At 72.2% G+C, this 23,482-nt stretch carries 23 protein-coding genes; 6 read left to right on the forward strand and 17 right to left on the reverse strand.

Annotated elements, in window-relative coordinates; all coding sequences use genetic code 11:
- Window positions 1-168: 168 nt before the first annotated feature.
- The 6 genes from O7542_RS07205 (at window position 169) to O7542_RS07230 (ending at window position 7,407) form a co-directional block, all read left to right on the forward strand.
- Window positions 169-1,221 carry an extracellular solute-binding protein gene (locus tag O7542_RS07205; RefSeq protein ID WP_064445575.1) on the forward strand — a complete coding sequence of 351 codons (1,053 nt, stop codon included), beginning with the start codon at window positions 169-171 and terminating at the stop codon, window positions 1,219-1,221.
- A 61-nt stretch (window positions 1,222-1,282) separates the two neighbouring features.
- Window positions 1,283-2,356 carry an ABC transporter ATP-binding protein gene (locus O7542_RS07210; protein WP_043323172.1) on the forward strand — a complete coding sequence of 358 codons (1,074 nt, stop codon included), beginning with the start codon at window positions 1,283-1,285 and terminating at the stop codon, window positions 2,354-2,356.
- Window positions 2,353-4,101, forward strand: a complete 1,749-nt coding sequence (locus O7542_RS07215) for an iron ABC transporter permease (RefSeq protein ID WP_064445576.1) — start codon at window positions 2,353-2,355, stop codon at window positions 4,099-4,101. The genes O7542_RS07210 and O7542_RS07215 overlap by 4 nt, the downstream gene beginning before the upstream one ends.
- On the forward strand, window positions 4,089-4,910 hold the full coding sequence (locus O7542_RS07220) for a creatininase family protein (protein WP_043323177.1): 822 nt from the start codon (window positions 4,089-4,091) through the stop codon (window positions 4,908-4,910). The genes O7542_RS07215 and O7542_RS07220 overlap by 13 nt, the downstream gene beginning before the upstream one ends.
- A 47-nt stretch (window positions 4,911-4,957) precedes the next feature.
- Window positions 4,958-6,412, forward strand: coding sequence for a lyase family protein (locus O7542_RS07225; RefSeq protein WP_043330003.1), 1,455 nt, complete (start codon window positions 4,958-4,960; stop codon window positions 6,410-6,412).
- A 95-nt stretch (window positions 6,413-6,507) separates the two neighbouring features.
- Complete coding sequence (locus tag O7542_RS07230; protein ID WP_210882449.1) at window positions 6,508-7,407, forward strand: ROK family protein; 900 nt, start codon at window positions 6,508-6,510, stop codon at window positions 7,405-7,407.
- Between the two features lie 69 nt (window positions 7,408-7,476).
- Here the strand turns inward: O7542_RS07230 and O7542_RS07235 are convergent, their stop codons facing one another.
- From O7542_RS07235 to O7542_RS07315, 17 genes are all read right to left on the reverse strand, one after another.
- Window positions 7,477-8,337, reverse strand: a complete 861-nt coding sequence (locus tag O7542_RS07235; RefSeq protein ID WP_281605926.1) for a CoA ester lyase — start codon at window positions 8,335-8,337, stop codon at window positions 7,477-7,479.
- A gap of 11 nt (window positions 8,338-8,348) precedes the next feature.
- On the reverse strand, window positions 8,349-9,812 hold the full coding sequence (locus O7542_RS07240) for a dihydroorotase family protein (RefSeq protein WP_281605927.1): 1,464 nt from the start codon (window positions 9,810-9,812) through the stop codon (window positions 8,349-8,351).
- A 22-nt stretch (window positions 9,813-9,834) separates the two neighbouring features.
- On the reverse strand, window positions 9,835-11,241 hold the full coding sequence (locus O7542_RS07245; RefSeq protein ID WP_064445579.1) for an MmgE/PrpD family protein: 1,407 nt from the start codon (window positions 11,239-11,241) through the stop codon (window positions 9,835-9,837).
- Window positions 11,234-12,073: a cyclase family protein gene (locus O7542_RS07250; RefSeq protein ID WP_069088404.1), complete on the reverse strand. Its 840-nt coding sequence runs from the start codon at window positions 12,071-12,073 to the stop codon at window positions 11,234-11,236. The genes O7542_RS07245 and O7542_RS07250 overlap by 8 nt, the downstream gene beginning before the upstream one ends.
- 31 nt (window positions 12,074-12,104) lie before the next feature.
- Window positions 12,105-13,304 carry a CoA transferase gene (locus tag O7542_RS07255; protein ID WP_043330005.1) on the reverse strand — a complete coding sequence of 400 codons (1,200 nt, stop codon included), beginning with the start codon at window positions 13,302-13,304 and terminating at the stop codon, window positions 12,105-12,107.
- Window positions 13,297-14,157 (reverse strand): IclR family transcriptional regulator, encoded by an 861-nt coding sequence (locus O7542_RS07260; RefSeq protein WP_043323194.1) that lies wholly within the window; start codon window positions 14,155-14,157, stop codon window positions 13,297-13,299. Before O7542_RS07260 ends, O7542_RS07255 begins: the two co-directional genes overlap by 8 nt.
- Before the next feature lie 42 nt (window positions 14,158-14,199).
- Window positions 14,200-15,189 (reverse strand): EamA family transporter, encoded by a 990-nt coding sequence (locus O7542_RS07265; RefSeq protein ID WP_069088405.1) that lies wholly within the window; start codon window positions 15,187-15,189, stop codon window positions 14,200-14,202.
- Complete coding sequence (locus O7542_RS07270; RefSeq protein ID WP_043323200.1) at window positions 15,176-15,640, reverse strand: Ohr family peroxiredoxin; 465 nt, start codon at window positions 15,638-15,640, stop codon at window positions 15,176-15,178. The genes O7542_RS07265 and O7542_RS07270 overlap by 14 nt, the downstream gene beginning before the upstream one ends.
- On the reverse strand, window positions 15,637-16,464 hold the full coding sequence (locus O7542_RS07275) for an alpha/beta fold hydrolase (protein ID WP_043323203.1): 828 nt from the start codon (window positions 16,462-16,464) through the stop codon (window positions 15,637-15,639). Before O7542_RS07275 ends, O7542_RS07270 begins: the two co-directional genes overlap by 4 nt.
- Complete coding sequence (locus O7542_RS07280) at window positions 16,461-17,825, reverse strand: M20/M25/M40 family metallo-hydrolase (RefSeq protein ID WP_043323205.1); 1,365 nt, start codon at window positions 17,823-17,825, stop codon at window positions 16,461-16,463. Before O7542_RS07280 ends, O7542_RS07275 begins: the two co-directional genes overlap by 4 nt.
- Window positions 17,826-17,860: 35 nt before the next feature.
- Window positions 17,861-18,607, reverse strand: coding sequence for an SDR family NAD(P)-dependent oxidoreductase (locus O7542_RS07285; protein WP_043323206.1), 747 nt, complete (start codon window positions 18,605-18,607; stop codon window positions 17,861-17,863).
- A 100-nt stretch (window positions 18,608-18,707) separates the two neighbouring features.
- Window positions 18,708-19,559 carry an ABC transporter permease gene (locus O7542_RS07290; RefSeq protein ID WP_043323208.1) on the reverse strand — a complete coding sequence of 284 codons (852 nt, stop codon included), beginning with the start codon at window positions 19,557-19,559 and terminating at the stop codon, window positions 18,708-18,710.
- A 12-nt stretch (window positions 19,560-19,571) separates the two neighbouring features.
- On the reverse strand, window positions 19,572-20,402 hold the full coding sequence (locus tag O7542_RS07295; protein WP_083297008.1) for an ABC transporter ATP-binding protein: 831 nt from the start codon (window positions 20,400-20,402) through the stop codon (window positions 19,572-19,574).
- 24 nt (window positions 20,403-20,426) lie between these two features.
- Window positions 20,427-21,536: an ABC transporter substrate-binding protein gene (locus O7542_RS07300; protein WP_043323209.1), complete on the reverse strand. Its 1,110-nt coding sequence runs from the start codon at window positions 21,534-21,536 to the stop codon at window positions 20,427-20,429.
- Window positions 21,537-21,664: 128 nt separating this feature from the next.
- Window positions 21,665-22,051: a hypothetical protein gene (locus O7542_RS07305; protein WP_043323211.1), complete on the reverse strand. Its 387-nt coding sequence runs from the start codon at window positions 22,049-22,051 to the stop codon at window positions 21,665-21,667.
- Entirely contained in the window at window positions 22,051-22,362 is a 312-nt protein-coding gene (locus O7542_RS07310; RefSeq protein WP_064445583.1) for a hypothetical protein, read from the reverse strand. Before O7542_RS07310 ends, O7542_RS07305 begins: the two co-directional genes overlap by 1 nt.
- Window positions 22,362-23,438 carry a class I SAM-dependent methyltransferase gene (locus tag O7542_RS07315; RefSeq protein WP_043323216.1) on the reverse strand — a complete coding sequence of 359 codons (1,077 nt, stop codon included), beginning with the start codon at window positions 23,436-23,438 and terminating at the stop codon, window positions 22,362-22,364. The genes O7542_RS07310 and O7542_RS07315 overlap by 1 nt, the downstream gene beginning before the upstream one ends.
- Window positions 23,439-23,482 lie beyond the last annotated feature (44 nt).

Here is a 23,482-nt window from a genome sequence, read left to right on the forward strand (position 1 = left end):
TCCCGGACGACAGGTCGCGGCGCGATGCGGCGCGCCCCGGTCCGGGCGCGACCCGCGGACCTTCGACCCCGAGCCCGGGGAGCCGGCGAACCCGCCGGCGTCCCCGGGCCGGCACCGCACACCGTCTTTCTCCGCTCCCGATAGTTCCCCCGCAAAATGGAGGTACCAATGAAACGTCGTTTGGCCCTGGCCGTCGCGTTCAGCGCGCTGCTGGCCGTCAGCGCGTGCGGCAGCAGTGACGACGACAAGGACACCGGCTCCTCCGGCGCCGCGCCGGCCGAGAAGGTCGTCATCTACAGCGCCCGCGACAAGTCGGTCACCGACTACGTCGTGGAGCAGTTCACGACCAAGAACCCCGAGTACAAGGGCAAGGTCGAGGTGCTCAACATGGGCGCCCAGGAGGTGCTCGAGCGGGTCCGCGCCGAGAAGGCCAACCCGCAGGCGTCGGTCTGGTGGGGCGGCACCCAGCAGGGGCTGGCCGCCGGCGCGTCCGAGGGGCTGCTGGAGTCCTGGCAGCCGTCGTTCGCCTCGAAGATCGACGCGCGGTACAAGGACGCCGAGGGCCGCTGGTTCGGCGAGATCCTGCTGCCCGAGGTCATCATGTACAACAACAAGGCGCTGACCCCGGAGACCGCGCCGAAGGACTGGGACGACCTGGTCGACCCGAAGTGGAAAGACAAGATCATCATCCGGGACGTGGCCGCCTCCGGCACCATGCGCTCGATCTACGCCTCGATGATCCAGCGCTACACCCCCGACGGGTCGAACCCGCAGCCCGGCTACGACTGGCTGCGCAAGCTCGACGCCAACACCGTCGAGTACGCCGCCAACCCGAGCGACCTCTACCTGAAGATGTCGCGTGAGCAGGGCGTGGTCAGCGCCTGGAACCTCCAGGACATCCTGCTGCAGGCCAACGAGAAGATGCCGTTCGGCTATGTCATGCCGGCCTCCGGCGCGCCGGTGCTCGTCGACGGCGTGGCCGCGGTCAAGGGCGGCAACACCGAGGGCGCGAAGAAGTTCCTCGAGTTCCTCTTCGACGACTCGCTGCGGGCCAGCCTGGCCAAGGACTACTTCCAGATCCCCGCGGTCGAGATCGCCGAGAAGCCCGAGTGGCTGACCAAGCTCGACCTCAAGCCGATGGACGTCAACTGGGACGTGATCGGCAAGAACGAGACCGCCTGGATCACCCACTGGAACGCCCAGATCAAGGGCAAGGGCTAAGACGCTCGGAACCGGGCCGTGCTGCGGCACGGCCCGGCTTCGTCCTGGAAGGACCCACGAAATGATCGATGTCCGACTGACGGCGGTCAGTAAGCGCTTCGCCAAGTCGAGCGATTCCGCGGCGGTCGATGACGTCACCGTCACCATCGGAGCCGGCGAGTTCTTCACGCTGCTCGGGCCGAGCGGCTGCGGCAAGACGACGACGCTGCGCATGGTGGCCGGCTTCTACTTCCCGACCTCCGGTCACATCCACTTCGGCGACGACGACGTCACCCACTGGACGCCGAACAAGCGGGACACCGGCATGGTGTTCCAGAACTACGCGCTGTTCCCGCACATGACTGTGGCGCAGAACGTCGCGTACGGGCTCAAGGTCCGCCGGGTCTCCCGCGCCGACCAGGCCCGCCGGGTCACCGAGGCGCTCGAACAGGTGCACCTCGCCGGGTACGGCGACCGGCGCATCGACGCGCTCTCCGGCGGCCAGCAGCAGCGGGTCGCGCTGGCGCGGGCCCTGGTCATCCGCCCGCGCACCATGCTGCTCGACGAGCCGCTGTCGAACCTCGACGCGAAGCTGCGCGAGGAGACCCGCGCCGAGATCCGGCGCATCCAGCGGGAGAGCGGCACCACCTCGATCTACGTGACGCACGACCAGGCCGAGGCGATGGCGATGTCGGACCGGATCGCCGTCATGGAGTCCGGCCGGGTCCAGCAGGTCGGCACCCCGCACGAGATCTACTACAAGCCCGCGAACGCGTTCGTGGCCCGGTTCATCGGGCGCAGCAACGTGCTGAGCCTGCCGGTGACCGGCGCGACCGACGACAGCGTCGCGGTGCGCCTGCCCGGCGGCGCCACCATCGACGTCGGCGCGCCCGCCGGGCACGGGCTCGGCGCGGGCGACACCGCGCTCGTCTCCGCGCGCCCCGAGCACATCGCGCTCGGCGGCGACGACGACACGGCGGCCATGCGCGGCCGGATCAGCCACGTCGAGTTCACCGGCATGGCCACCAACATCAGCGTCGACGTGGACGGCAACGAGGTGATGGCGGCGCTGATCGACGCGCCGGCCGGCCTGCAGCTCGGCGACGTGGTGGGACTGCGGCTCGTACCGGAGCGCCTCTGGGTGGTCAAGCCGTGACCGCTGCGACCCGGACCGCCCCCGCCTGGGCGGCGGCCCTCGGCCGGCGTCTGTCCGGCGGGGCCAATTCCCGCTGGTTCCCGTACCTGCTGGTGCTGCCGCTGGTCCTGGTGCTCTGGGGCTTCGTCGTCCAGCCGATGTTCGCCACCTTCCGCGAGAGCGTCAGCGCCAACGGCTCTGACAACTACCTGCAGTTCCTCTCCTCCTCCGGGGTGGCCCGCGAGTCGCTGTTCACCTCGCTGTTCATCTCGGCCGCCAGCGTGCTGCTCTGCGGCATCGTCGGCGTGGCGATGGCGTTCCTGCTCAAGCGGTTCCACTTCCGCGGCCGGCGGCTCATCGAGGCGTTCATCCTGGTGCCGGCGGCCCTGCCGCCGCTGATCGGCGCCGTGTCCTTCCAGCTGCTCTACAGCAACATCGGCATCGTGCCGCGCGGCCTGCAGGCGCTGCTCGGCACCGAGAAGCCGGTCCTGGCCTTCGACGGCATCGCCGGTGTGCTCGTGGTGCACACGTTCACCATGTACCCGTTCTTCTTCCTGGCCGCCTCCGCGGCGCTGGCCGGGATGGACCCGTCGGTCGAGGAGGCGGCGTACAACCTCGGCGCGGGCCGGTTCCGGGTGTGGCGCACGGTCCTGCTGCCGATGCTCACCCCCGCGCTGATCTCGGCGTCGCTGCTGGTCTTCATGACGTCGCTGGCGTCGTACACCGCGCCGCTGCTGTTCAACGTCAGCCAGACCATGACGATGCAGATCTACATCAACCGCACCAACGGCGACCTGCCGATGGCCTCGGCGTACGCCTCGGTGCTCGGCATCGTCTCGATCATCTTCCTGCTGGCGATGCGCTGGTACGAGGGACGGCGCAACTACCAGTCGCAGTCCAAGGGCATCTCGGCGGTCCGGCGGGAGATCACCAACCCGATCGGCCGCTGGCTCGCGCCGCTCGCCTCGGTGCTGGCCACGCTGGTCCTGCTCGCCCCGGTCGCCGCGATCGCGCTCGTCGCCTTCTCCGAGGACCGGTCCTGGACCACCGAGGTGCTGCCGCCGACGTACACGTTCGAGAACTTCGTGACCATCTTCACCGACCCCAAGGCGTTCGAGCCGATCCTCAACTCGGTGCAGATGAGCCTGATCGCGGTCGTGGGCTGTGTGGTGATCGGCGTGCTCATCGCGTACGCGGTGCGGCGGCTGAAGTTCGTCGGGCGCGGCCTGCTCGACGTGGCCGTGATGATCGCCTGGGCGCTGCCCGGCACGGTCGTCGCGATCAACCTGATCTCGGCGTTCAGCACCGGCAACGCGTTCAGCTTCGGGCAGGTGCTGGTCGGCACGTTCTGGATCCTGCCGCTGGCCTACTTCGTGCGGTTCCTGCCGATCGTGTTCCGGTCCAGCTCCGCGACGCTGGCGCTGATCGACCCGTCGCTGGAGGACGCCGCCCGCAACCTCGGCGCCTCCTGGCTGCGCGCGTTCTACACGATCACCGTGCGGCTGATGCTGCCCGGCGTGCTCGCCGGCGCGCTGCTGGCGTTCGTGCACGGCGTCGGCGAGTTCGTCGCCTCGGTGCTCATCTACACCTCGTCGACGGTGCCGATCTCGGTCGCCATCAACAACCGGATGTACAGCTTCGAGCTGGGCACCGCGGCCGCCTACGGCATGCTCCAGGTGCTGCTCATCTTCGTGGTGATGTGGTTCTCCGGTCGGCTGGAGAGCAGCCGGACCGCGACCCGGAGGGCCGAGCAGTGGACGAACTGATCGAGCGGTGGCGGACCGGGGGAGGGCTGCTCCCGGTCACCCGGGTACCCGGGCACGCGTTCGCCGCCGTGACCGAGGCGGCCGACCTGGCGGTGCTGCCGGTCGGCGCGGTCGAGTGGCACGGCCCCCACCTGCCGATCGGAACCGACCTGATCCTGGCCGAGGGCTTCGCCGGGGAACTGGCCACCGGGCCGGCCCGGGCGGTGCTGTTCCCGGCCACGCCGTACGCCGCCTGCCCGGGCCAGACCCGGCCGTGGCCGGGCACGGTGGCGCTGCGACCGGAGATCGCCGTCGGCTACCTCGCCGACGTGCTCGCCGGCATCGTCGAGGCGGGCTTTCCCCGGGTGCTCGTGGTCAACGGGCACGACGCCAACATGTCCACCGTCCGCGCCGCGATGGAGTGGGTCTCCGGCCGGCACCGGGCCAGCATGATGCTGGTGAACTGGTTCCAGCTCGTCGGCCCGGACGAGACCACCGAGATGTTCGGTGAGCTGCCCGCCCGGGGGCACGGCGGCGCGTACGAGAGCTCCGCGGTGCTGGGCTTCGACCCGGACGCGGTGCGCCTGGACGCCGCGCCGGACCTGCCGCCGAAGCCGAAACTGCCCACCCCGTACCCGTACGTGCTCGTGGAGTCGCGGCCCGACCCGTGGCAGGGCTGGTCGGGCCATGTCTCGCTGGCCGGGGAGGAGGCCGGCGGCCGGATCCGCGCCACCGCCGGCGCACGCCTGCGCGAGCTGGTCGGGGCGTGGCTCGCCGCGCCGCTGCCCGGGCCCCCCGGCGCCGACGGGCCGGACCAGACGACCGGATGACCACGCGCGGCACGCCGCACGACAACGCACCACCTCGGGAGGCCACCATGAGCCCGTCACTGACCGTCTATCAACAGCACCACCTCCGGGTGGTGTTCGACCACCACGTCGCCCACCTCTACCCGGCGATGGTCACGGCCAGCAAGGCCCACGTCGTCATGCTCGCCGAGCAGGGACTGATCACCGACGAGGCCGCCGCCACGATGCTGCGCGGCCTGGTCACCCTCACCGGGGACCGGCCCGAGGAACTGGAGTACGACGGCAGCGTCGAGGACGTCTACTACACGCTGGAGAAGCGGCTCGCCGCCGCGGCCGGCATCGAGCCGTCGCAGCTCAGCGTGCAGCTCGCGCGCAGCCGCAACGACCTCGACGCCGGCGTGTTCCGGATGGTGCTGCGCGACCAGCTGCTCCAGGTGCTCGACGCGCTGCTGGCCACCGGCCGTACCGTGCTGGACCGCGCGGACCGGCACGCCGACGTGGTGGTCACCGGCTACACGCACCGCCGCCCGGCCCAGCCGACCAGCATCGGGCACGTCTTCGCCGGCTACGCCGAGGCGCTTGCCGGTGAGGCCGCCGCGTACGCCGACCTGCTGGACGAGATGAACCGCTCGCCGCTGGGCTCCTGCGCGTTCGCCGGCACCGACCTGGACATCTCGCCCCGGCGGCTGGCCGACCTGCTCGGCTTCGACCAGCTGATCGTCAACTCGTACGAGGCGGTGGCCGGCGCGGACCACCTGGTCCGGGTCGCCACGCTCAACGCGCAGGCGCTCGCCACCGGGGCCCGGCTGGCCCGCACGCTGATGGACTGGCTGAGCTGGGGCTGGGTGGTCACGCCCGGCGAGTTCACCCAGGGCAGCAGCATCATGCCGCAGAAGCGCAACCCGGTGGTGCTGGAGCACCTCGTCTCGATGGCGGGCGCCGCGGCGGCCGACGCGGCCAGCGTGCTGAACAACGTCGGCGCCGCCTGGTGGGAGGACTCCAACAACGCCACCACCGACGTGCAGGCCCGCCTCTGGGACGGCGACGACCGGGCGTACCGGTTCTTCTCACTGCTCGGCGGCCTGATCGAGAAGCTGGACCCGCTGCGCCCGCCGTCCGCTGAGGAGATCGTCGCCTCCGGCGCCACCACCACCGCCGCGGCCGACGCGCTGGCCCGCCATGGTGTGCCGTTCCGGGGCGCCCACTCGCTGCTCGGCCGGCTGGTACGCGGCGGCGCGCCGGCCACCTGGACCGGGGACCTGGTCCGGTCCACCGCCGCCGAGCTGGGTCTGACGCTCGACGACGCCGCGGTGCGGGACCTGCTGGCCGCCGCGGTCCGCCCCGAACTCGTGCTGCGCCGCGCCCAGGCCGACGGCCCCGGCGAGGCGGCCGTCCGGGACCAGGTCGGACGACTGTCTACAATGCTCGACGCGGTGCAGGAGCGGGCGCAGGCGTTGCGCGAGCGGCTGACCCGTGCCGACACGGCTCTCGCCGAGGCGGTCGCGGCGAGGGTAGGCCCGTGACGGGGCGACAGACGCAGCTGGCCGTGGTCGCGGACGTCGTGTCGCGGCGACCACGTGATCTGGACCGACGGCCCGAAGGGCGATCTGACATCACCATGGAACGACCGGCAAATCCGCGCCTGCTCGGCATCGACTTCGGCGGCACCAAGATGGCCATCGGCGTGGGCGACGCCGACGGCCGGCTGCTCGTCTCCGAGCGCCTGCCCACCAATGCCGAGCAGGGCGCGCAGCAGGCCCTCACCCGGGCGCTGGACCGGGCCCGCGAACTCGCCGAGCAGACCGGCGGCACGCTCGTCGCGGCGGGCATCGCCTCGCCCGGCGTGGTCCACGACGAGGGCATCGAACTGGCGCCGAACGTGCCCGGCTGGGAGCAGCTGCGGCTCGCCGACGCGGTCCGCGCCCACCTGAACCTGGCGCACGTGCGGGTCACGAACGACCTGAAGGCAGCCGCCCACGCCGAGCTGCGGCTCGGGGCGCTGCGCGACGCGGACCCGGGACTCGTCGTCGGGCTCGGGACCGGCGTCGCGGCGGCGGTCACCGTCAACGGCGAGGTGCTGCCGGGCCGCCACGGCGCCGCCGGGGAGATCGCCTACGGGCTGACCGACCACAGCTGGCCGCCCCGCCTGGAACCGATGCTGGAGGCGACGTTCTCCGGCCGGGCCCTGGACGAGCTGGCGCAGCGGCTGGGCGTGGACGGCCGGGCGGCCGGCCTGTGCGCGGCCGCGGAGCGGCCCGGTCCGATCCGCGAGCAGCTCCGCCTGCGCGTCGACGAGCTGGCCCGGCAGCTGGTCACGTGCTGCCTGCTGCTCGACCCGCAGCGGATCGTGCTGGTCGGCAGCGTCGCCGGCAACGACCTGGTGCGGGCGCTGCTGACCGAACGGCTCACCCACACGCTGCCGTACCCGCCGGAGATCGTGCTGTCGGACTTCGCGCAGGACGCCGCGCTGCTCGGTTCGCTCGCCATGGCCGTCGAGGCCCAGCCCGCGGTGGTCTGAGCGGGCCGGGCGCCGGGAACGGATCGGGCGGGGCGCGGTGGGGCGCCCCGCCCGGTCGTTCTCGCGGTTTCAGTCGGTGGACGCCTCGGCGCGGCGTACCACCTCGGCGGCGGCCCGCACCACCGCCCGGTCCAGCAGCCGCCCGTCGGCGTCGGTGGCCACCCCGGAGCCGCCGCGTTCGGCCCGCTCCAGCGCCGCCAGCACGGCCCGCGCCGAGGCCACCTCGGCCTCGGTGGGGGTGAACACCTCGTTGATCGTCGCGATCTGCCCGGGGTGGATGGCGCTGCGGGCCCGGAAGCCCTGCCGCAGCAGCGCCCGGGTGGTCTGCTCCAGCCGTTCCGGGTCGCGCAGCGTCGTCTCCACCGGTCCCACCGGCGGGGTGATGCCGGCCGCCGCCGACGCGACCACGACCTGGGAGCGGATCGGCGCGAACTCCGCCCGCTCCGGTCCCGGCTGCAACCCCAGCTCACCGGCGAGGTCCGCCTCGCCGAGGCCGAGCCGCAGCACCCGTGGCGCCTCGGCCACCCGCGGCGCGGTGAGCACGCCCCGGGCGGTCTCGATCAGCGCCACCACCCGGAACGCCGGGGCGTCCGGGCCGAGCCGCCGCTGCACCCGGGTCAGCGCGGCGTCGACCTCGGCGAGCAGCTCCGGCTCGGCCTTCGGCACCCAGACCCCGGCCGCCGCCGGGGAGAGCACCTCGACGTCCGCCGCGACCTGGTCGCTGTTGATCCGCACCCACAGCTCGGGGCCGGCCGGCGCGGCGGCGCCCAGGTACCCGGCGACCGTCTCCCGGGCGTGCGCCTTGCGGGCCGGCGTGACCGCGTCCTCCAGGTCGAGCACGAGCGCGTCCGCGCCGCGCCCGGCCGCCTTGTCCAGCAGGTCCGCCCGGTCGCCCGGCACGTACAGGTAACTGCGCGCCACCGCCGCCATCAGTCGTTCCCCTACCGCTGCGGGCGGGCGAGGTAGCGGCCGGCCGGCTCGCCGGTCACCTTGCCGTCGACGAGCACGTGCTGCCCGCGCACGAAGGTGTCGGTGACCCGGGCGGTCAGCTCGAAGCCCTCGAACGGCGTGTACTCCTGCGTCGACTCGGAGTCCTCGGCGCGCACCGTCCAGGTCGAGTTCGGGTCGACCAGGCAGATGTCGGCGTCGTAGCCCTGCAGCAGCGCGCCCTTGTTGCGCAGGCCGAAGCGCTGGGCCGGGTTCCACGAGGTCAGCTCCGCCACCCGCTGGTAGGACAGGCCGCGCCGGTTGCCCTCGGTGACCAGGCCGGGCAGCAGGTACTCGGCGCCGCCGAAGCCGGACTTGGCGACGAAGATGTCGTCGCGCGGCTCACCGAACTTGACCTCGTCCTTGCAGCAGGCGTGGTCGCTGACCACCCAGTCGATCTTGCCGTCCAGGACGTACCCCCAGAGCGCCTCGACGTCGGCGCGCGGGCGCAGCGGCGGGTTGACCTTGCCGCCCAGGCCGTGCGCGGTGTCGATGTCGGCCACCAGGTGGCCGATGGTCACCTCGCGGCGGAAGTCGATGTGCGGGAACGCCCGCGCCATCCGCAGCGCTGCGTCGACCGCCTTCTCCGAGGTCAGGTGCAGCAGGTTGATCTTCGGCAGCCCGGTCTCGTGCGCCAGGTACGACGCGATCGACACGGCCAGTCCCTCGGAGTGCGGCGGCCGCGACGCGTGGTACGCCTCCAGCCCGCGCAGCGTGCCGTCCTGCTCGACCTGCTTGGTGTACGCGCTCATGATCTCGGCGGTCTCGCAGTGCAGCGACAGCGAGATCTCGTCGGCCAGCTCGGGGAAGCGCTCCCGGGCCGCCTGGACGCCCCGCATCACGAACTCGAAGTGGGCGTAGTCGTACCGCTCGCCCTCCGGGATCATCAGGAACGAGTTCTGGTCGGCGGAGCGGCCGTGCAGGCCGTGGCTGCCGTAGAACATGAAGATCTTGAACGAGGTGACCCCGTGCTCCTCCACCAGCGACGGCACCTCGCCGATGTGCTCCCGCGACATCGGCGCCAGGTGGAAGCCGTAGTCGATGTAGGAGCGGCCCTCGGTCGCGGCCAGGACCTCGGGGAAGAAGTCCGCGTACCGGCCGCCCCGGTTGAGGTAGTACTGCCCGGTGCGCATGTAGTTCAGCGCCGTGGTGACGCCGCCCTGCACCGACGCGCGGCTCTCCGAGACGGCGTCCTCGCTCAGCGGGTTGTAGATGCCCCAGTGCTGGTGCGCGTCGACCACGCCGGGGAAGGCGAGCCGGCCGCCGCCGTCGACGACCTGGGCGGTCTCCGCCCGGTCGATCTGCGGGGCGACGCGGCTGATCCGCCCGTCGGTGACGCCGATGTCCATCAGCTCGGGCTCGGGCCGGTCGTGCCGGACCACGCGGACGTTTGTCAACAGCAGGTCGTAGGTGCTCATGGTGTTGCTCCTCGTGCTCGGTTCAGCGGCGGTTGATCAGGCCCATCAGGCCGTGGACGTCGGGGGCCTGGTCGAGCCGGTGGACCTCGTCGGCGATGCGGGCGGCGGTGGCCTCGGGCAGGGACGCGGCGTTCGTGCGGAACTTCACCGCCAGCTCGGCGTCGCTGAGCGGACGCTGCGGGCCGCCCCGGTTGGCCAGGACCTCCTGCACCCACTCGCGTCCGTCCCGGGTGACGATCCGCAGCACCGCCGGGAACTGGTGCGGGAAGATCTCGTCGCACCGCTCGTCGGCCACCACGTCGACCCGCGCCATCAGCGCCCGCCGTTGCGGGTCGTGCGCCAGGGCGTCGGTGAAGTCGGCCAGCTCCACGCCCAGACCGCCGCCGCCGATCAGGCCGGCGGCGACCGCGTACGGGCCGCTGAACTGTGCCTCGTAGCCGGTCTGCGGCGCGCGCTTGCGCTCGATCGGCTGGCCGATGGTACGCACCGTCGGCGTGGGCACGCCGAGCGTGATCGACTCGATCTCGTCCAGCGGCAGCCCGCGCTCGCGCAGCGCGATCGCCGCGTCGATGGCGGCGTGGGTGAAGTGGTTCGCCGGGTACGGCTTGAAGAAGATGCCGGGCACCGCCCACTCGGAGCCGAGCCCGCGGACGATCTCGTCGCCGTCGAACTCGCCGCGCAGGAACGCCTGGAAGAAGCCGAAGCGCCCCTCCAGCACGGTCGGCGGGCCGGTCACGCCGTGCCGGGCCAGCTGCGCGGCGCTGACCGCCGCGTGCGCCGCCCAGCCGCAGTGGATCCGCTTGACGGTGCCGCCGTTGCGGTTGGACTCGATCAGCCCGGCCGCCATCGAGGCGGACACCCCGAGCGCGTCGAGCGTGCCGCCCGCGTCCAGCTTCAGCAGCCGGGCCGCGGCCACCGCCCCGCCCAGCGTGCCGCAGATCGAGGTGGCGTGCTGGCCGTGCTCGAAGAAGACCGAGTTGCCGGCCGCCGGGTCGTAGCCGGCCATGCCGAGGCGTACGCACGCCTCCAGGCCCACCGCGATCGCGGCCACCGTCTCCTGCCCGGAGGCGCCGGACAGCTCGGCGGCGGCGAGCGCGGCCGGCACCACCGTGGCACTGGGGTGCAGCACCGACGGTAGGTGCGTGTCGTCGTAGTCGAGGGAGTGCGCCAGCACGCCGTTGGCGAACGCGGCCAGCGCGGCCGGGACCTTCTCGTCCACGCCGACGGCGGTGGCCTGGCCACGGCCGCCCTGCTCGGCGACGTACGCCAGCGCGGCCTGGCTGGTCGGCAGCGGCTGCGCCGCCACGCAGAGCCCGAGCACGTCCAGCACGCGGGCCCGGACGCTGGCGACCACCTCGTCGGGCAGCGTCGCGGCGGAGGTGTCGGCGGCGAAGGCGGCCAGGTGCCGGCCCAGGGTCGGCTCAGCCACGGCTGACCACCGCCAGCGGACGCACCGGGGAGCCGGTGGCGCCGTACAGCGGCAGCGGGGCCATGACGAAGGTGAACTCGTGCACCCCGTCGCGGGCCAGCTCCTCCAGCGCCATCGTCTCGATCAGGTAGATGCCGTGCTCCACCAGCAGGATCCGGTGCGCCGGCAGCGTGCTGTGGCCCTTGCCCGGCGGCAGGCACTCGAAGGCGATGGTGTCCGCGCCGGCCGCGTGCACGCCCCGCTGCGCCAGCCAGCCGGCGCCGTCCGCGCCGATCCCTGGTACGCCGGAGTCCTTGCCGATGTACTGGTTGCGGTCCTCGTGGTCGAACAGCCGGCCCCAGCCGCTGCGGATGAGCACCACGTCGCCCGCGCCCACCGGCGTGCCCTGCCGGGACACGGTGGCGTCCAGGTCGGCGGGGGTGATCTCGTAGCCGGCCTCGCAGCCCTCCAGGCCCAGCGTGGCGGGCACGTCCAGCAGCACGCCGCGGCGGACCATCGGCGCGACGGTGTGCACGCCCAGCTCGTCGAACCGGCCGCCGACCTGCGCCGCGGCGGCGTCGGCGCCGCCGTGCAGCCGGCCGTCCTGGGACACGTGCGCGAGGGCGTCGACGTGCGTGCCGACGTGCGTGCCCATGACCAGCAGGTCGTTGGCGGCGGAGCCGCCGTCGGCGCGCACCATGTCGCCGTGCCGGCGCGGCAGGGTGAGCCCGAACGCCGGGTGGTTCGGTGACTGCGGCATGCCGACGGTCAGCCGCCGGCCCAGGTCGTAGATCGTGACGCCGGCCTGCACGGCGTCGAGCAGGCGGTCGGCGGTTCTGGCAGTGGTGCCCACGGGGTTCCTCGCGTTTCGGCTGTCGGCGTCGTCAGGCGACGACGCCACGGGCTTTCAGGTCGGCGATCTCGGCCGGGTCGCAGCCGAGCTCCTCGACGAGCAGGGCGTCGGTGTCGGCGCCGGGGGAGCGGCCGGTGAAGCGGATCCGGCCCGGCGTCTCCGACATCCGCCACATGACGTTGTGCATCCGCATCGGGCCCAGGTCCGGGTCGTCGACCTTCGTGATCATCTCGGTGGCCTGCACGTGCGGGTCCTCGACGATGTCCTTGGCGCTGTAGACCGGTGCGACGGCGGCGCCGGCCTCGGCGAAGGCCGCGGCCACCTCGTCGCGGGTCCGCTCACCGATCCACGACCCGACGTACTCGTCGAGCAGGTCCGCGTGCGCCACCCGGCCGACGCCGGTACGGAACCACGGCTCGTCGATCACCTCCGGGTGGCCCACCAGCCGCAGCACCCGCTCGGCGATCGCCTGGGCGCTGGTGGAGATGGCGACCCACGAGCCGTCCTTGGTCTGGTACGTGTTGCGGGGCGCGTTGTTCGTCGACCGGTTGCCCTGCCGCTGCTCCACCACGCCGAGCTGGTCGTAGACGGTGGGACCCGGGCCGACGGCGGTCATGATCGGCTCCAGCAGGCTCATGTCGATCACCTGGCCCCGGCCGCCGGAGCGCTCCCGGTGCCACAGCGCCATCATCACCGCCGAGGAGGTGGCGATGCCGCAGATGCTGTCGGCCAGCCCGAACGCGGGCAGCGTCGGCGGGCCGTCCGCCGTGCCGGTCAGGTGGGCGAACCCGCTCATCGCCTCGGCCAGCGTGCCGAACCCGGCCCGGGAGGCGTACGGGCCGGTCTGCCCGAAGCCGGTGATCCGGGCGATCACCAGGCCGGGGTTGACCCGGTGCAGCTCCTCCGGGCCGATGCCCCAGCGCTCCAGCGTGCCCGGGCGGAAGTTCTCCACCAGCACGTCGGCCCGCTCGGCCAGCCGCAGCAGCAGCGCCGCGCCGTCCGGCGCGGACAGGTTCAGCCCGATCAGCCGCTTGTTGCGGGAGATCTCCTTCCACCACAGGGGATGGCCGTCCTTGGTCTTGCCGTGGCCGCGCATGCTGTCACCCATGGTCGGGTGCTCGATCTTCACCACGTCGGCGCCGTAGTCGCCGAGGATCTGACAGCACAGCGGTCCGGCGAGGATCGTCGAGACGTCCAGCACGCGCAGGCCCGTCAGGGGTCCGTCACTCACCTGTTCCACCTCCCCAGTTCTGTTCCTGACCCGTCCGTCCGGCGGCACGTTGCGCCGGCGGCCGGAAACCCAGTTCGGCGGATATCTCCGCCGCCGCCGCGGCGACCAGCGCGCCGTGCGCGGCGCAGACCTCCGGGGTGAACCGGTTCTGCGGCCCGCACAGCGAGATCGAGCCGAACACCTGCCCGGTCGCGTAGCGCACCGGCGCGGCCACGCTGCCCGCGCCGTTCTGCCGCTCGCCCATGCTCACCGCGTACCCCTGGCGGCGGACCCGGCCCAGCTCGGACCGCAGCTTCGCGGTGGAGGTGATGGTGGCCGAGGTGACCGCGTCCAGCGGGTGGTGGTCGAGGTAGTCCTCGATCTCCGCGTCCGGCAGCGCCGCGAGGATCGCCTTCGACGACGACCCGGAGTGCAGCGCGTGGCTGGTGCCCAGGGACACCGACATGCGTACCTCGTGCGGCGAGAGCACCTGGTCGATGTAGACGCGGGTCCAGCCCTGCCGCACCGACAGCGTCGCGGTCTCGCCGCTGTCGCGCACCAGCCGGACCAGGTACCGGCGGGCGATGTCCGGCACGTCCAGCGCGCGCAGCGCGGCCAGTCCCACCGCCAGCGCGCCGCTGCCCAGCCGGTACCGCTTGGTCTCCTCGTTGAAGGTGAGGAAGCTGTCGGCCACCAGTTCCTTGAGGATCCGGTGCGCGACCGCCTTGGGCAGTCCCAGCTCCCGCGCGATCGTCGACACGCCGAGGGTCTCCGGCGCCCGTTCGGCGATGATGTTGACGATGTCGAGGGCGCGTCCGAGGCCGGAGCGGGTCCGGCCGGCGGTGGCGCTCTCGACAACCGCTGTGGTGATCATCTTCTCTCCTCCACTGTCGACGTAGGGCGGGATCGCCGGGCCTCAGGCGGGCGCGACCGGAGTCTTCCCGGGCGGCAGGCCGTCCGGCTGCCGGGGTCGCTCCCGCGCGATCACCAGTGCCACCGAGGCGAGCACCACGGCGCCGGCGAGCACCTGACGTCCGGACAACGACTCATCCAGCACCATCATGCCGAGCAGGACCGCCACCACCGGGTTGACGTACGCGTAGGTGGACGCGAGCTGGATCGGCGCGTTGCGCAGCAGCCACGTGTAGACGCTGAAGCCGACCACCGTGGACACGAGCATCAGGTAGGTCCAGGCCAGCCAGGACCGGCCCGTCACGTCGGCCAGGCGGAACCCGCTCAGCTCACCGCTGACCACGCTGGCCACCGCCACCGCGAGACCGCCCACGAGCATCTGCCAGCCGGTGCCGACCAGGTGGTCGGCCGGCATGCGCAGCCGCTGCGACAGCGTCGAGCCCAGCGCCCACACCATCGTGGAGAGCACCACCAGCAGCATCCCGCCGAGGTGCCACCCCTGCGTCGGCACCGCGAACAGCAGCGCCAGCCCGACCACACCGCCGAGTACGCCCACGGCCGCCAGCGGGGACGGCCGCGGACCGACCACCAGCCGCAGCACCAGCACCCACAGCGGCATCCCGGCCACCAGCAGCGAGGTCAGACCCGTCGGCACGTACAGCTGGCCCAGCGCCAGCAGCGCGCTGCCGGCGCCGACCATCAGCAGCCCGCTGGCACCCACCCCGGTCCACTGCCGCCGGGGCAGCAGCAGCCCCGCCGGTCCGCGCCACAGCGCCGCCACCGCGAACAGCAGCAGCGCCGCGGCCAGGAACCGGGCCGAGGTGGCCACCAGCGGCGGAATGCTGTCCAGGGCCACCCGGTTGCCCAGGTAGGTCGAGCCCCAGATCAGGTAGACCGCGCCGAGCCCGACGGCCAGGGCCATCGGGCCGGCGGGCCGCGGCGGATCCGCCGGGTGGCGGGCCGCCGCGGGCCGGGTCAGGTCAGCGGTGTCCATTTACCCGGATCGCCACCGCGGTGTTGCCCCGGAGGGCGTTCGAGTACGGACACATCCGGTCGGCCAGCTCCACCGCGCGCTCCAGGTCGGCCTGCGGGCACTGCGGCGCGGACACGTCCAGCACCACGGCGATCGCGTACCGGCCGTCGTCGGTCTGCCCGAGGGAGACCGAGGCGGTGACAGTCGTCGGGCCGGGCTTGACGCCGGCCTGGCGGGCGGCGACGGCGAGCGCGCTGTCGAAGCACGCGGCGTAGCCGGCGGCGAACAGCTCCTCCGGGTCGGTGCCGGGCGCGTCCGGGCCCCGCTGGGCGGGACGGGTCAGGTCGACCCGCAGCGACCCGGTCAGCGACCGGGCGCTTCCGCCCCGGCCGCCGGACACCTCCACCTTCGCGGTGTAGACGGTGTTCGCTGGTACGACCTTCGCCTCGGACGCCGGGGTGCCGACGTTCATGCCGGCACCTCCGTTCCCAGGTCCGCGTGCACCTGCGCGGCGACCGCGTCGGCGAACGCCTCCGGCTGCTCGTCGGCCACGAAGTCGGTGCCGCCGGGGATGGTGACCAGCTCGGCGCTGGGCAGCGCGGCCCGCACCTGCGGCGTCATCCGGTCCAGCAGGTCGTCGGCGCCGTGCAGCAGCACGATGGGCAGCGCGTCCAGGGCGGCCGTGTCGACGTGGTGGTCGAACACCGCCCGGTACGCGGTGGCGTAGTCCGGGCCGGTCAGCAGGTACTCGGTGACCTGGCGGTTCGCCTCCTCCGGGGTCAGCGCCGGGTACAGGCCGTACACCCGGTCCCAGATCACCTTCAGGTGCCCGCCGTCGCGGTCCGGGGAGTAGCCGGGCGCGTACGACCGCTTCTTCTCCGCCCGCTCCTGCTCGTCGTAGAGCGGGATGCCCTGCAGGATCAGCCGGTGCACCCGCTCCGGCGCCGACATCAGCGCCTGCGCGCCGACGATCGCGCCGGTGTGCTGCCCGAGCAGGTGCACCTTGGACAGCCCGAGGGCGTCGGCGAACTGCCACACGCCGGCCGCGTACTCGGGGATGGACCACGGGCGCGGCGGGGCGTCGGACATCCCGAAGCCCGGCGTGTCCGGGGCGATCACCCGCAGGCCGCGGCGGGCCAGCGGCTCGATGACCGCGTCGTAGGTGGCCGAGGAGAGCGGGGACTGGTGCAGGATCAGCAGCACCGGTGCGTCGGCGTCGCCGCCGTGCCGGTAGTGCACCTGACCCCACGGCACGTCGACGTAGGCGCGGCGGGCCACGCCGCGGGCCCGGGTCACTCGGCCACCGCCAGCGCCGCCATGACCTCGATGACGTGCTTGATGCCGGCCTTGTAGTCGTCCAGCCGGATGTTCTCGTTCGGGCCGTCCACACCGGAGTCGGCCCGAGAGACGCCGACGCCGACGATGGGCCGGTCGGCGATCACGCCCTGGTTGCCGATCCACTGCGTGTACGGCTCGATCACCGGCTCGGTCCCGTACACCCGGCGGGCCGCGTCCGCGACGAGCGCGACGAACGGGTCCCGGTGGTCGGTGAGGTTGGGCCGGCTGGTCGCCATCACCTCGATGCGCAGGTCACCGAAGCCGGTCGCGGCCAGGTGGTCGCGCACGCACCCGAGGACGCGCTCCGGGTCCTGGCCCGGCACCAGCCGGATCTCCAGCTTCGCCGACGCCGTCGACGGGATGCCCAGCGTCACGTCGTCACGCATGTCGCCACCGGCGATGCCGGCCACGGTCAGCGTCGGCACGGTCCGGATGGCCACCGCCGCGGCCTGGTCGTCCAGGTCGCCGGTGAACCGCTCGACCTGGGCCCGCTTGCGCAGGAAGTCCCCGTCGAACGCCACCTTCTCCAGCAGCGCCCGCTCCTCGTCCGTCGGCGGCCGTGCGTCGTCGGCGAAGCCGGGGATCGTCACGGTGCCGTCGGGCCGCTGCAGCTGCGCCAGGGCGGCGGCCAGGCGCGCCGTGGCGGCCGGCAGCAGCGCGGTGTTCTGGCTGGTCAGGTCACGCGGCAGGGTCTGCGCGGTGAGGCGCAGGTAGAGCACGCCCTTCTCGGCCAGCTTGAGCAGCAGCCGGTCCTCGCCGTCGAGCCAGGAGTTCTCCCACAGCGCCGCGTCGCTGGCGAGCCGGTCGGCGTGCGCCTGCACGAACGAGCCCAGACCCGGGCTGTGCAGCCACTTCTTGCCCTCGAAGATGATCCGGTTGGTCACCGGCGGAGTCAGCCCGGCGAGCTTCCAGGCCGCCGCCGCGTGGATGCGGGACATGATGACGCCCTTGTCGTCGGCCACGCCCCGGGCGTAGAGCCGGCCGTCGTGGATCTCCGCCGCGTAGGGCGGGCTGATCCAGTCGGCGTCGTCACCGGCCGGCTCGACCTCCACGTCGTAGTGCGTGAAGTGCAGCAGCGCCTTGTCGCCCTCGCCGGCCACCTCGGCCAGCACGTACGGGTACGACTGCTCCCACGGGATGATCTCGGCCTCGCCACCCCAGCGGCGGACCGATCCGGCGATGAACTCGGCGGTGGCCTCCATCTGCTCCGGCTCCTGGCGGCGGCTGCGGATGCGGCACAGCTGCTGGAGCTCCTCGACGAACTCGTCGAAGTGGGCGTCGACGGCCGCCAGCGCGGCCGCGGTATCCGGTTTGGGCATGGTGGTCCTCACAGAAGGGGTCGGAGAGGGGGAAGTCAGTGGATGGTGACGCCGCCGTCGACGAAGATCGTCTGGCCGGTGGTCATGGCGGCGGCGTCGCTCAGCAGGTAGGCGACCGCGTTGGCGACGTCCTGCGGCTGCGCCATCCGGCCCAGCGGGATGCTCGCCATCTTGTCCGCGAGGTACGCCTCGTCGCCACGTACGTCGGAGGTCATGTCGGTGGGGACGATGGTCGGTCCGACGGCGTTGACCCGGATCCGGTCGGGCGCCCACTCCAGGGCCAGCACGCGCGCCATGTGCATCACGCCGGCCTTGCTCACGCAGTAGCCGAGCGTGTTCAGCACCGCGATGTGCCCGTTCGTGGAGCCGATGTTCACCACCGCGCCGCTCGTCTGCCGCAGCGCCGGGTACGCGGCCTGGCACATCCGGAACGTGCCGGTGAGGTTGACGTCCAGGACGTCGGTGAAGTCCTGTTCGGACATCGTGGCCGCCGGCCCGCGCCGGACGATCCCGGCGTTGTTCACCAGCAGGTCCAGGCGGCCGTGGGAGTCGAGGACCTCGTCCACCAGCGCGGCGCAGGAGCCGGCCGACCGGACGTCGACCCGGTGCCGGGTGTGCGCGCCGCCGGACAGCTCGGCCTCGCTCCAGTCGTCGAGCAGGTCGGCCTGGGCCACGGTGGCCCCGCGCTGCGCGAGCGTCGCCGCGATGCGGGCCCCGATGCCGCGGGCCGCCCCGGTCACCACTGCCACCCGGCCGTCGAACCGGTTCGGGTCGGTGTTCATGTCGCGTGTCCTGCCTTTCCGGTCCGGCCACCGGCCGGGCGGGCGTTGCGCACGCCCGACCGGTGCCCCCAACACGTGACGGCGGTCCCGTCCACTGCCGTCACGCGCCGATCACCTTCGTGTCCTCGGCCCAGAAGGCCAGCCGCTTCTGCAGCAGCCGGATCACGAAGTGCGCCACCAGACCCATCAGCGACAGCACCACCAGCACGGCGAACATGCCGGCGATGTCGAAGTTGTAGTTGGTCTGCAGCAGCAGGTAGCCCAGGCCCTCCTTGGCGCCGATGAACTCGCCGACGACCGCGCCGAGGATGGCGAAGACGATGCCGATGTCCAGGCCGGCGAAGATGAACGGCAGCGCGCTGGGCAGCCGCACCATCCGGAAGATCTGCGCCTTGCTCGCGCCGAACACCGTCAGCATCTGGATCTTGTCGGCGTCGGCCGCGCGCAGACCCTCGATGACGTTCACCAGCATCGGGAAGAACGAGATCACCGCGGCCATGACCACCTTGCTGGTCAGGCCGAAACCGAACCAGACCACGAACAGCGGGGCCAGGGCGACCTTGGGCACGGTCTGGAAGGCCACGATGTACGGCATCAGCGTGGCTTCGACGATCTTGATCTGGGAGATGAACGTGCCGAGCACCAGGGCGGCGCCGACGCCGATCACGAACCCGAGCAGCGCCTCCTGCGTGGTCACCCAGAAGTGACCCCAGAACTGGTCGTCGCCGAGCTGCTGCCACAGCGACTCGACCACGCTCGACGGCAGCGGCAGGACGTACTCGTCCACGCCGAGGAGCTGGACGCCGTACTCCCAGGCCAGCACGACCACGACGAAGACCGTCGGGACCAGCCAGAGCTGGGGCTTCTCCCGCAGGTCGAACTTGCGCCGGGCGGGCCGGGCGGACGGCGCCGGTGGCTGGGCCGGCTTGCGGACCAGGTTGCTTGTTGCCATGGCTGTCCCTCGTCAGTCGATTACGCCGGCGGCGTTGAAGTGTCGGCGGATCCGTTCCACATAGACCCCGGCCCGGTCGGACGACATGATGCCGAGCTCACGCGGCCGTTCCAGGTCGATGTCCATGACCTCGGCGATGCGGCCCGGCCGCGGGCTGAGCACCACCACCCGGTCGGAGAGGAAGACCGCCTCCGGGATGGAGTGCGTGACCAGCACGATCGTCTGGTTGCTCTCCTGCCAGATCCGCAGCAGCTCCACGTTCATGTACTCGCGGGTCATCGCGTCGAGCGCGCCGAACGGCTCGTCCATCAGCAGCACCGCCGGGTCGTGCACGAGCGCCCGGCAGATGCCGGCCCGCTGCTGCATACCGCCGCTGAGCTCGTGCGGGTACTTCTGCTCGAAGCCGTTGAGACCGACCATCTCGAGCAGTTGCTGCGCGCGTTCCCGGTGCCGGCGGGGATCCAGTCGCTGGATCTCCGCCGGCACCATCACGTTGTCGAAGATGGTGCGCCAGGGCAGCAGCGTCGGTGCCTGGAACACCATCCCGACCTCGGGAAGGGGCTTCGTCACGTCCCGCCCGGCGATCCGTACCGCGCCGCCGGTCTTCGGGCTGAGCCCGGCGAGGATCTTCAGCAACGTGGTCTTGCCGCACCCGGACGGTCCCACGACCGAGATGAACTCGCCGCGACGTACCGTCAGGTTGATGTCGCTCAACGCCAGGGTCGGTGCCGACTTCCGGGGCCGGTACTCCTTGTCCAGCCCGTCGATCTCGATCCAGGAGTCTTCCGACACCGATGCCGGAGCCTGCGTCTGCGCCCGGCGGGCCGTCGCCTTGATGGCCATCGAAATCCCTTCCGCTGTCCGCTGCTAGGCGGTGTAGTTCGCGGCCTTGCTGAGCACCGCGGCCTTGTCGAAGTTGTTCGCGCCGGAGAGCAGGCTCGGGTCCCAGAGCTTCTTCAGGTCGACGTCACCGGAGATCTGGCCGGCCTCCTTGGTGTACGCCTGGGTCTTCGCCCACTCGTCGTCGCTGATCGCGCCCCAGTCACCGAACTGCTCCGGCTCGCCGCTGGCCGGCGTGGCCGTCTTCAGCCACGCGGCGAGGCTCTCGGTGTCCGCCTTGAGCCGCTCGTCGGCGGATTTGCCGGCGAGGATCTGCGGGAACACCTTGTAGCCGATCTTCATGGCGGCCTCGGGGTTCTTGGCCGAGAAGAGCATCGCCTTGTACGCCGCGCGCAGGAACCGCTCGTACGAGTCCTTCTTGGCGTCGAAGTCACGGGCGCCGACGCTGAAGGTGAGCGACCGGATGCCGGTGAACACGTCCGGGTTGGTCAGGTACTTCAGCTGGGTGCCGGCGTTCTCGATGACCGCGTACGCCTGGGTGTAGAGCGCCAGCATGTCGACCTTGCCGTCGTTGAGCGCGGCGGCGGCCTGCGCGCCGACGCCCACCGGCAGCAGCTCGACGTCCTTGGCCGGGTCCAGCCCGGCGGCCTTGACGTAGGCGCGGGCGTACGGGGCCGAGCCGGAGGCAAGGCTGATCACGCCGATCTTCTTGCCGCGCAGGTCCGCGCCGCCGGTGATCGGGGAGTCCGGCTTCACCGCCATCACCCACGGCCAGTTCTGCACCAGGCCGCCGATGGCCTTGATCGGCACGTTCTTCTCCACCGCGCCGAGCGCCGAGCCGGCGTCGGCGGGGGTGATGTCGCCGCTGCCGGAGGCGACCGCCTGGAGGGCCGCGACCGAGCCGTCGGCGTTGATCGTCTCGACGGTCAGCTTCTCCTCGGCGAAGTAGCCGAGTTCCTTGGCGACCGCGTAGACGGCCACCTCCTCCTTCGGGCCGATCACGGCCGAGGCGATGGCCATGGTCAGCTTCGCCTCCTTGCCCTCGCCACCGGCCTCGTCGTCGGAGCCGCCGCCGCACGCGGAGAGAACCAGCGTGGCGGCCAGCGCCGCCGGGAGCAGTGCCCACTTCCGTTTCATATGCACACACCTCGTCGTGAGTCGGGGGAGACCGCCTCCGCCGCCGTGGCGGCGGAGGCGGGGTATCAGGCGTCGCGTCGCGACGCGACAGTTGCCGTCAGGCGTCGCGCGGCGACGCCCCAGTGCCCTCAGGCGTCGCGCAGCGACGCGACCAGTGCCAGGTCGTTGTAGACGTGCTGCTCGACGATCAGCGCGCCGTCGAGCACGAACACGTCCGCGTAGCGGATGTCCTCGAACGGCGTGCCGTCGAGCCACTCCCCGTACAGCCGCCCGAGCGAGGTCACGGTGACCCGCCCGTTGTCGTCACCCACCAGGTAGCGGTCCCGGTGCTTGCGCACCCACCGGTAGGTCCCGGTCGAGGCGGCCGCCATCTCCCGCAGCGAGGAGTACTCCCGGCCGCCCGGGAAGACCAGCCGGGCCTGCGGCGCGAGGAACGCGCCGGCCTCGTCGAGCCGGCGGTCCTCACACAGCTGCAGGTAGCTGTCGATCAGCCCGGGCGCGTCCGGTGCGCTCATCAGCCGGTCTTCTCGCTCAGCGCCGCCTCCCACTGGTCCCGCAGCGGGTGCTCCGCGGGGCCGTGCTCGGTGAGGATGCGCATCAGGCGGGCCAGCAGCGCGTCCCGCTCGCGGTCGAGGACCTGCTGCTCCTCCTCGGTGGAGGCGAACCCGTCGACGGCGCCCTCGGTCAGCACGCCGGAACGGGTCAGCAGCGCCTCGACCACACGTACCCGCTGCCGGGTCACGTGCAGCTCGGTGGAGAGCTGCAGCACCAGGTCGAGCAGCTTGCCGACCTTGGGGTCTCCGAAGTAGTCGAACTCGGTGCTCATCACGCCTCCGGCTTGGTCGCGGCCAGTACGGCCCAGGGGAAGTGCCACTCGGGACGGTCGCCCCAGCCCTGCGGCTGGACGCCGTTGCGGCGCTCGTCGAACGGGGTCCACGACACGTCGGTCAGGCCCGCCTCGGCGCAGACCTCGATCAGGTCCGAGCCGAACAGGTCGTGGAAGAACGGCTCGTTGTTGCGCTCGGCGTGCTCGTAGACGGTGGCGTCGCGCAGCGGGTCGCCGGTGAGCATGAACTCCAGGAAGCGCAGCGAGCCGCCCGGCTTGAGCAGGCGCGCCGCCTCCACGATCGTTTCCCGGATCGCGGTGGCCGGCATCTCGTGCAGCACCATCGTGCCGGTGACCACGTCGCAGCTGCCCGACTCGATGCCGGTGGCCCGGCCGTCGGCCTGCCGGTAGTCGATCGCCAGTCCGGTCGCCTCGGCCTCGGCGTGGGCCAGCCGCAGACCCGGCGCGGCCAGGTCCACGCCGATCACCTGCGCGGACGGGTACTTCGCGGGCAGCGGCCGGGTGCTCTTGCCGAAGCCGCATCCGATGTCGACGATCCGGGTCGCCGCGGGCAGCTCGGGCAGGGCGGTCTTGGCGAACAGCGTGTGGAACTTGTAGCCGTCGTTGTCGCGCAGCATGACGATGCGCGCCCCGAACTCGTACACGTAGGCCGACATGTCGTCGGAGAAGAAGCTGCCGGGCTGGATGTGGATGTCGTAGTCGGTGTACCAGTCGGGCAGTTCCAGGTCGGGGTTCAGCTCCAGCGAGCCCTTCGGCTGCTCGGGCACCGACGTCAGCTGGTCGGTCAGCTCCTCGCGGCGGCTGAGCACCGCGTCGCCGGCGACCTTCCACAGCATCTTCTGCTGCACCCGCTCCAGGTGGCTGAACCACGGGTAGAGCGGAAGGCCGCGCAGCACCTGGCTCGCGTCGCCGACCGTGGTGGCCGCCGCGCCGGTGGCGCCGTACTCCTCGCGCAGCGCCGGGTAGACGGTGTCCGCCCAGCGCTTGCGCAGGCCGAGGACGAAGTCCACGGCGGAACGCTCATCCAGGGTGAGGCGCTCCTCGATGTCCAGCATGCGTGTCTCCTCTTCAGGTGGGGGAGGACCGGTCCGCGGCGGGC

The sequence above is a fragment of the Micromonospora sp. WMMC264 genome (genome assembly GCF_027497275.1).
Taxonomy (GTDB): Bacteria; Actinomycetota; Actinomycetes; order Mycobacteriales; family Micromonosporaceae; genus Micromonospora; species Micromonospora chalcea.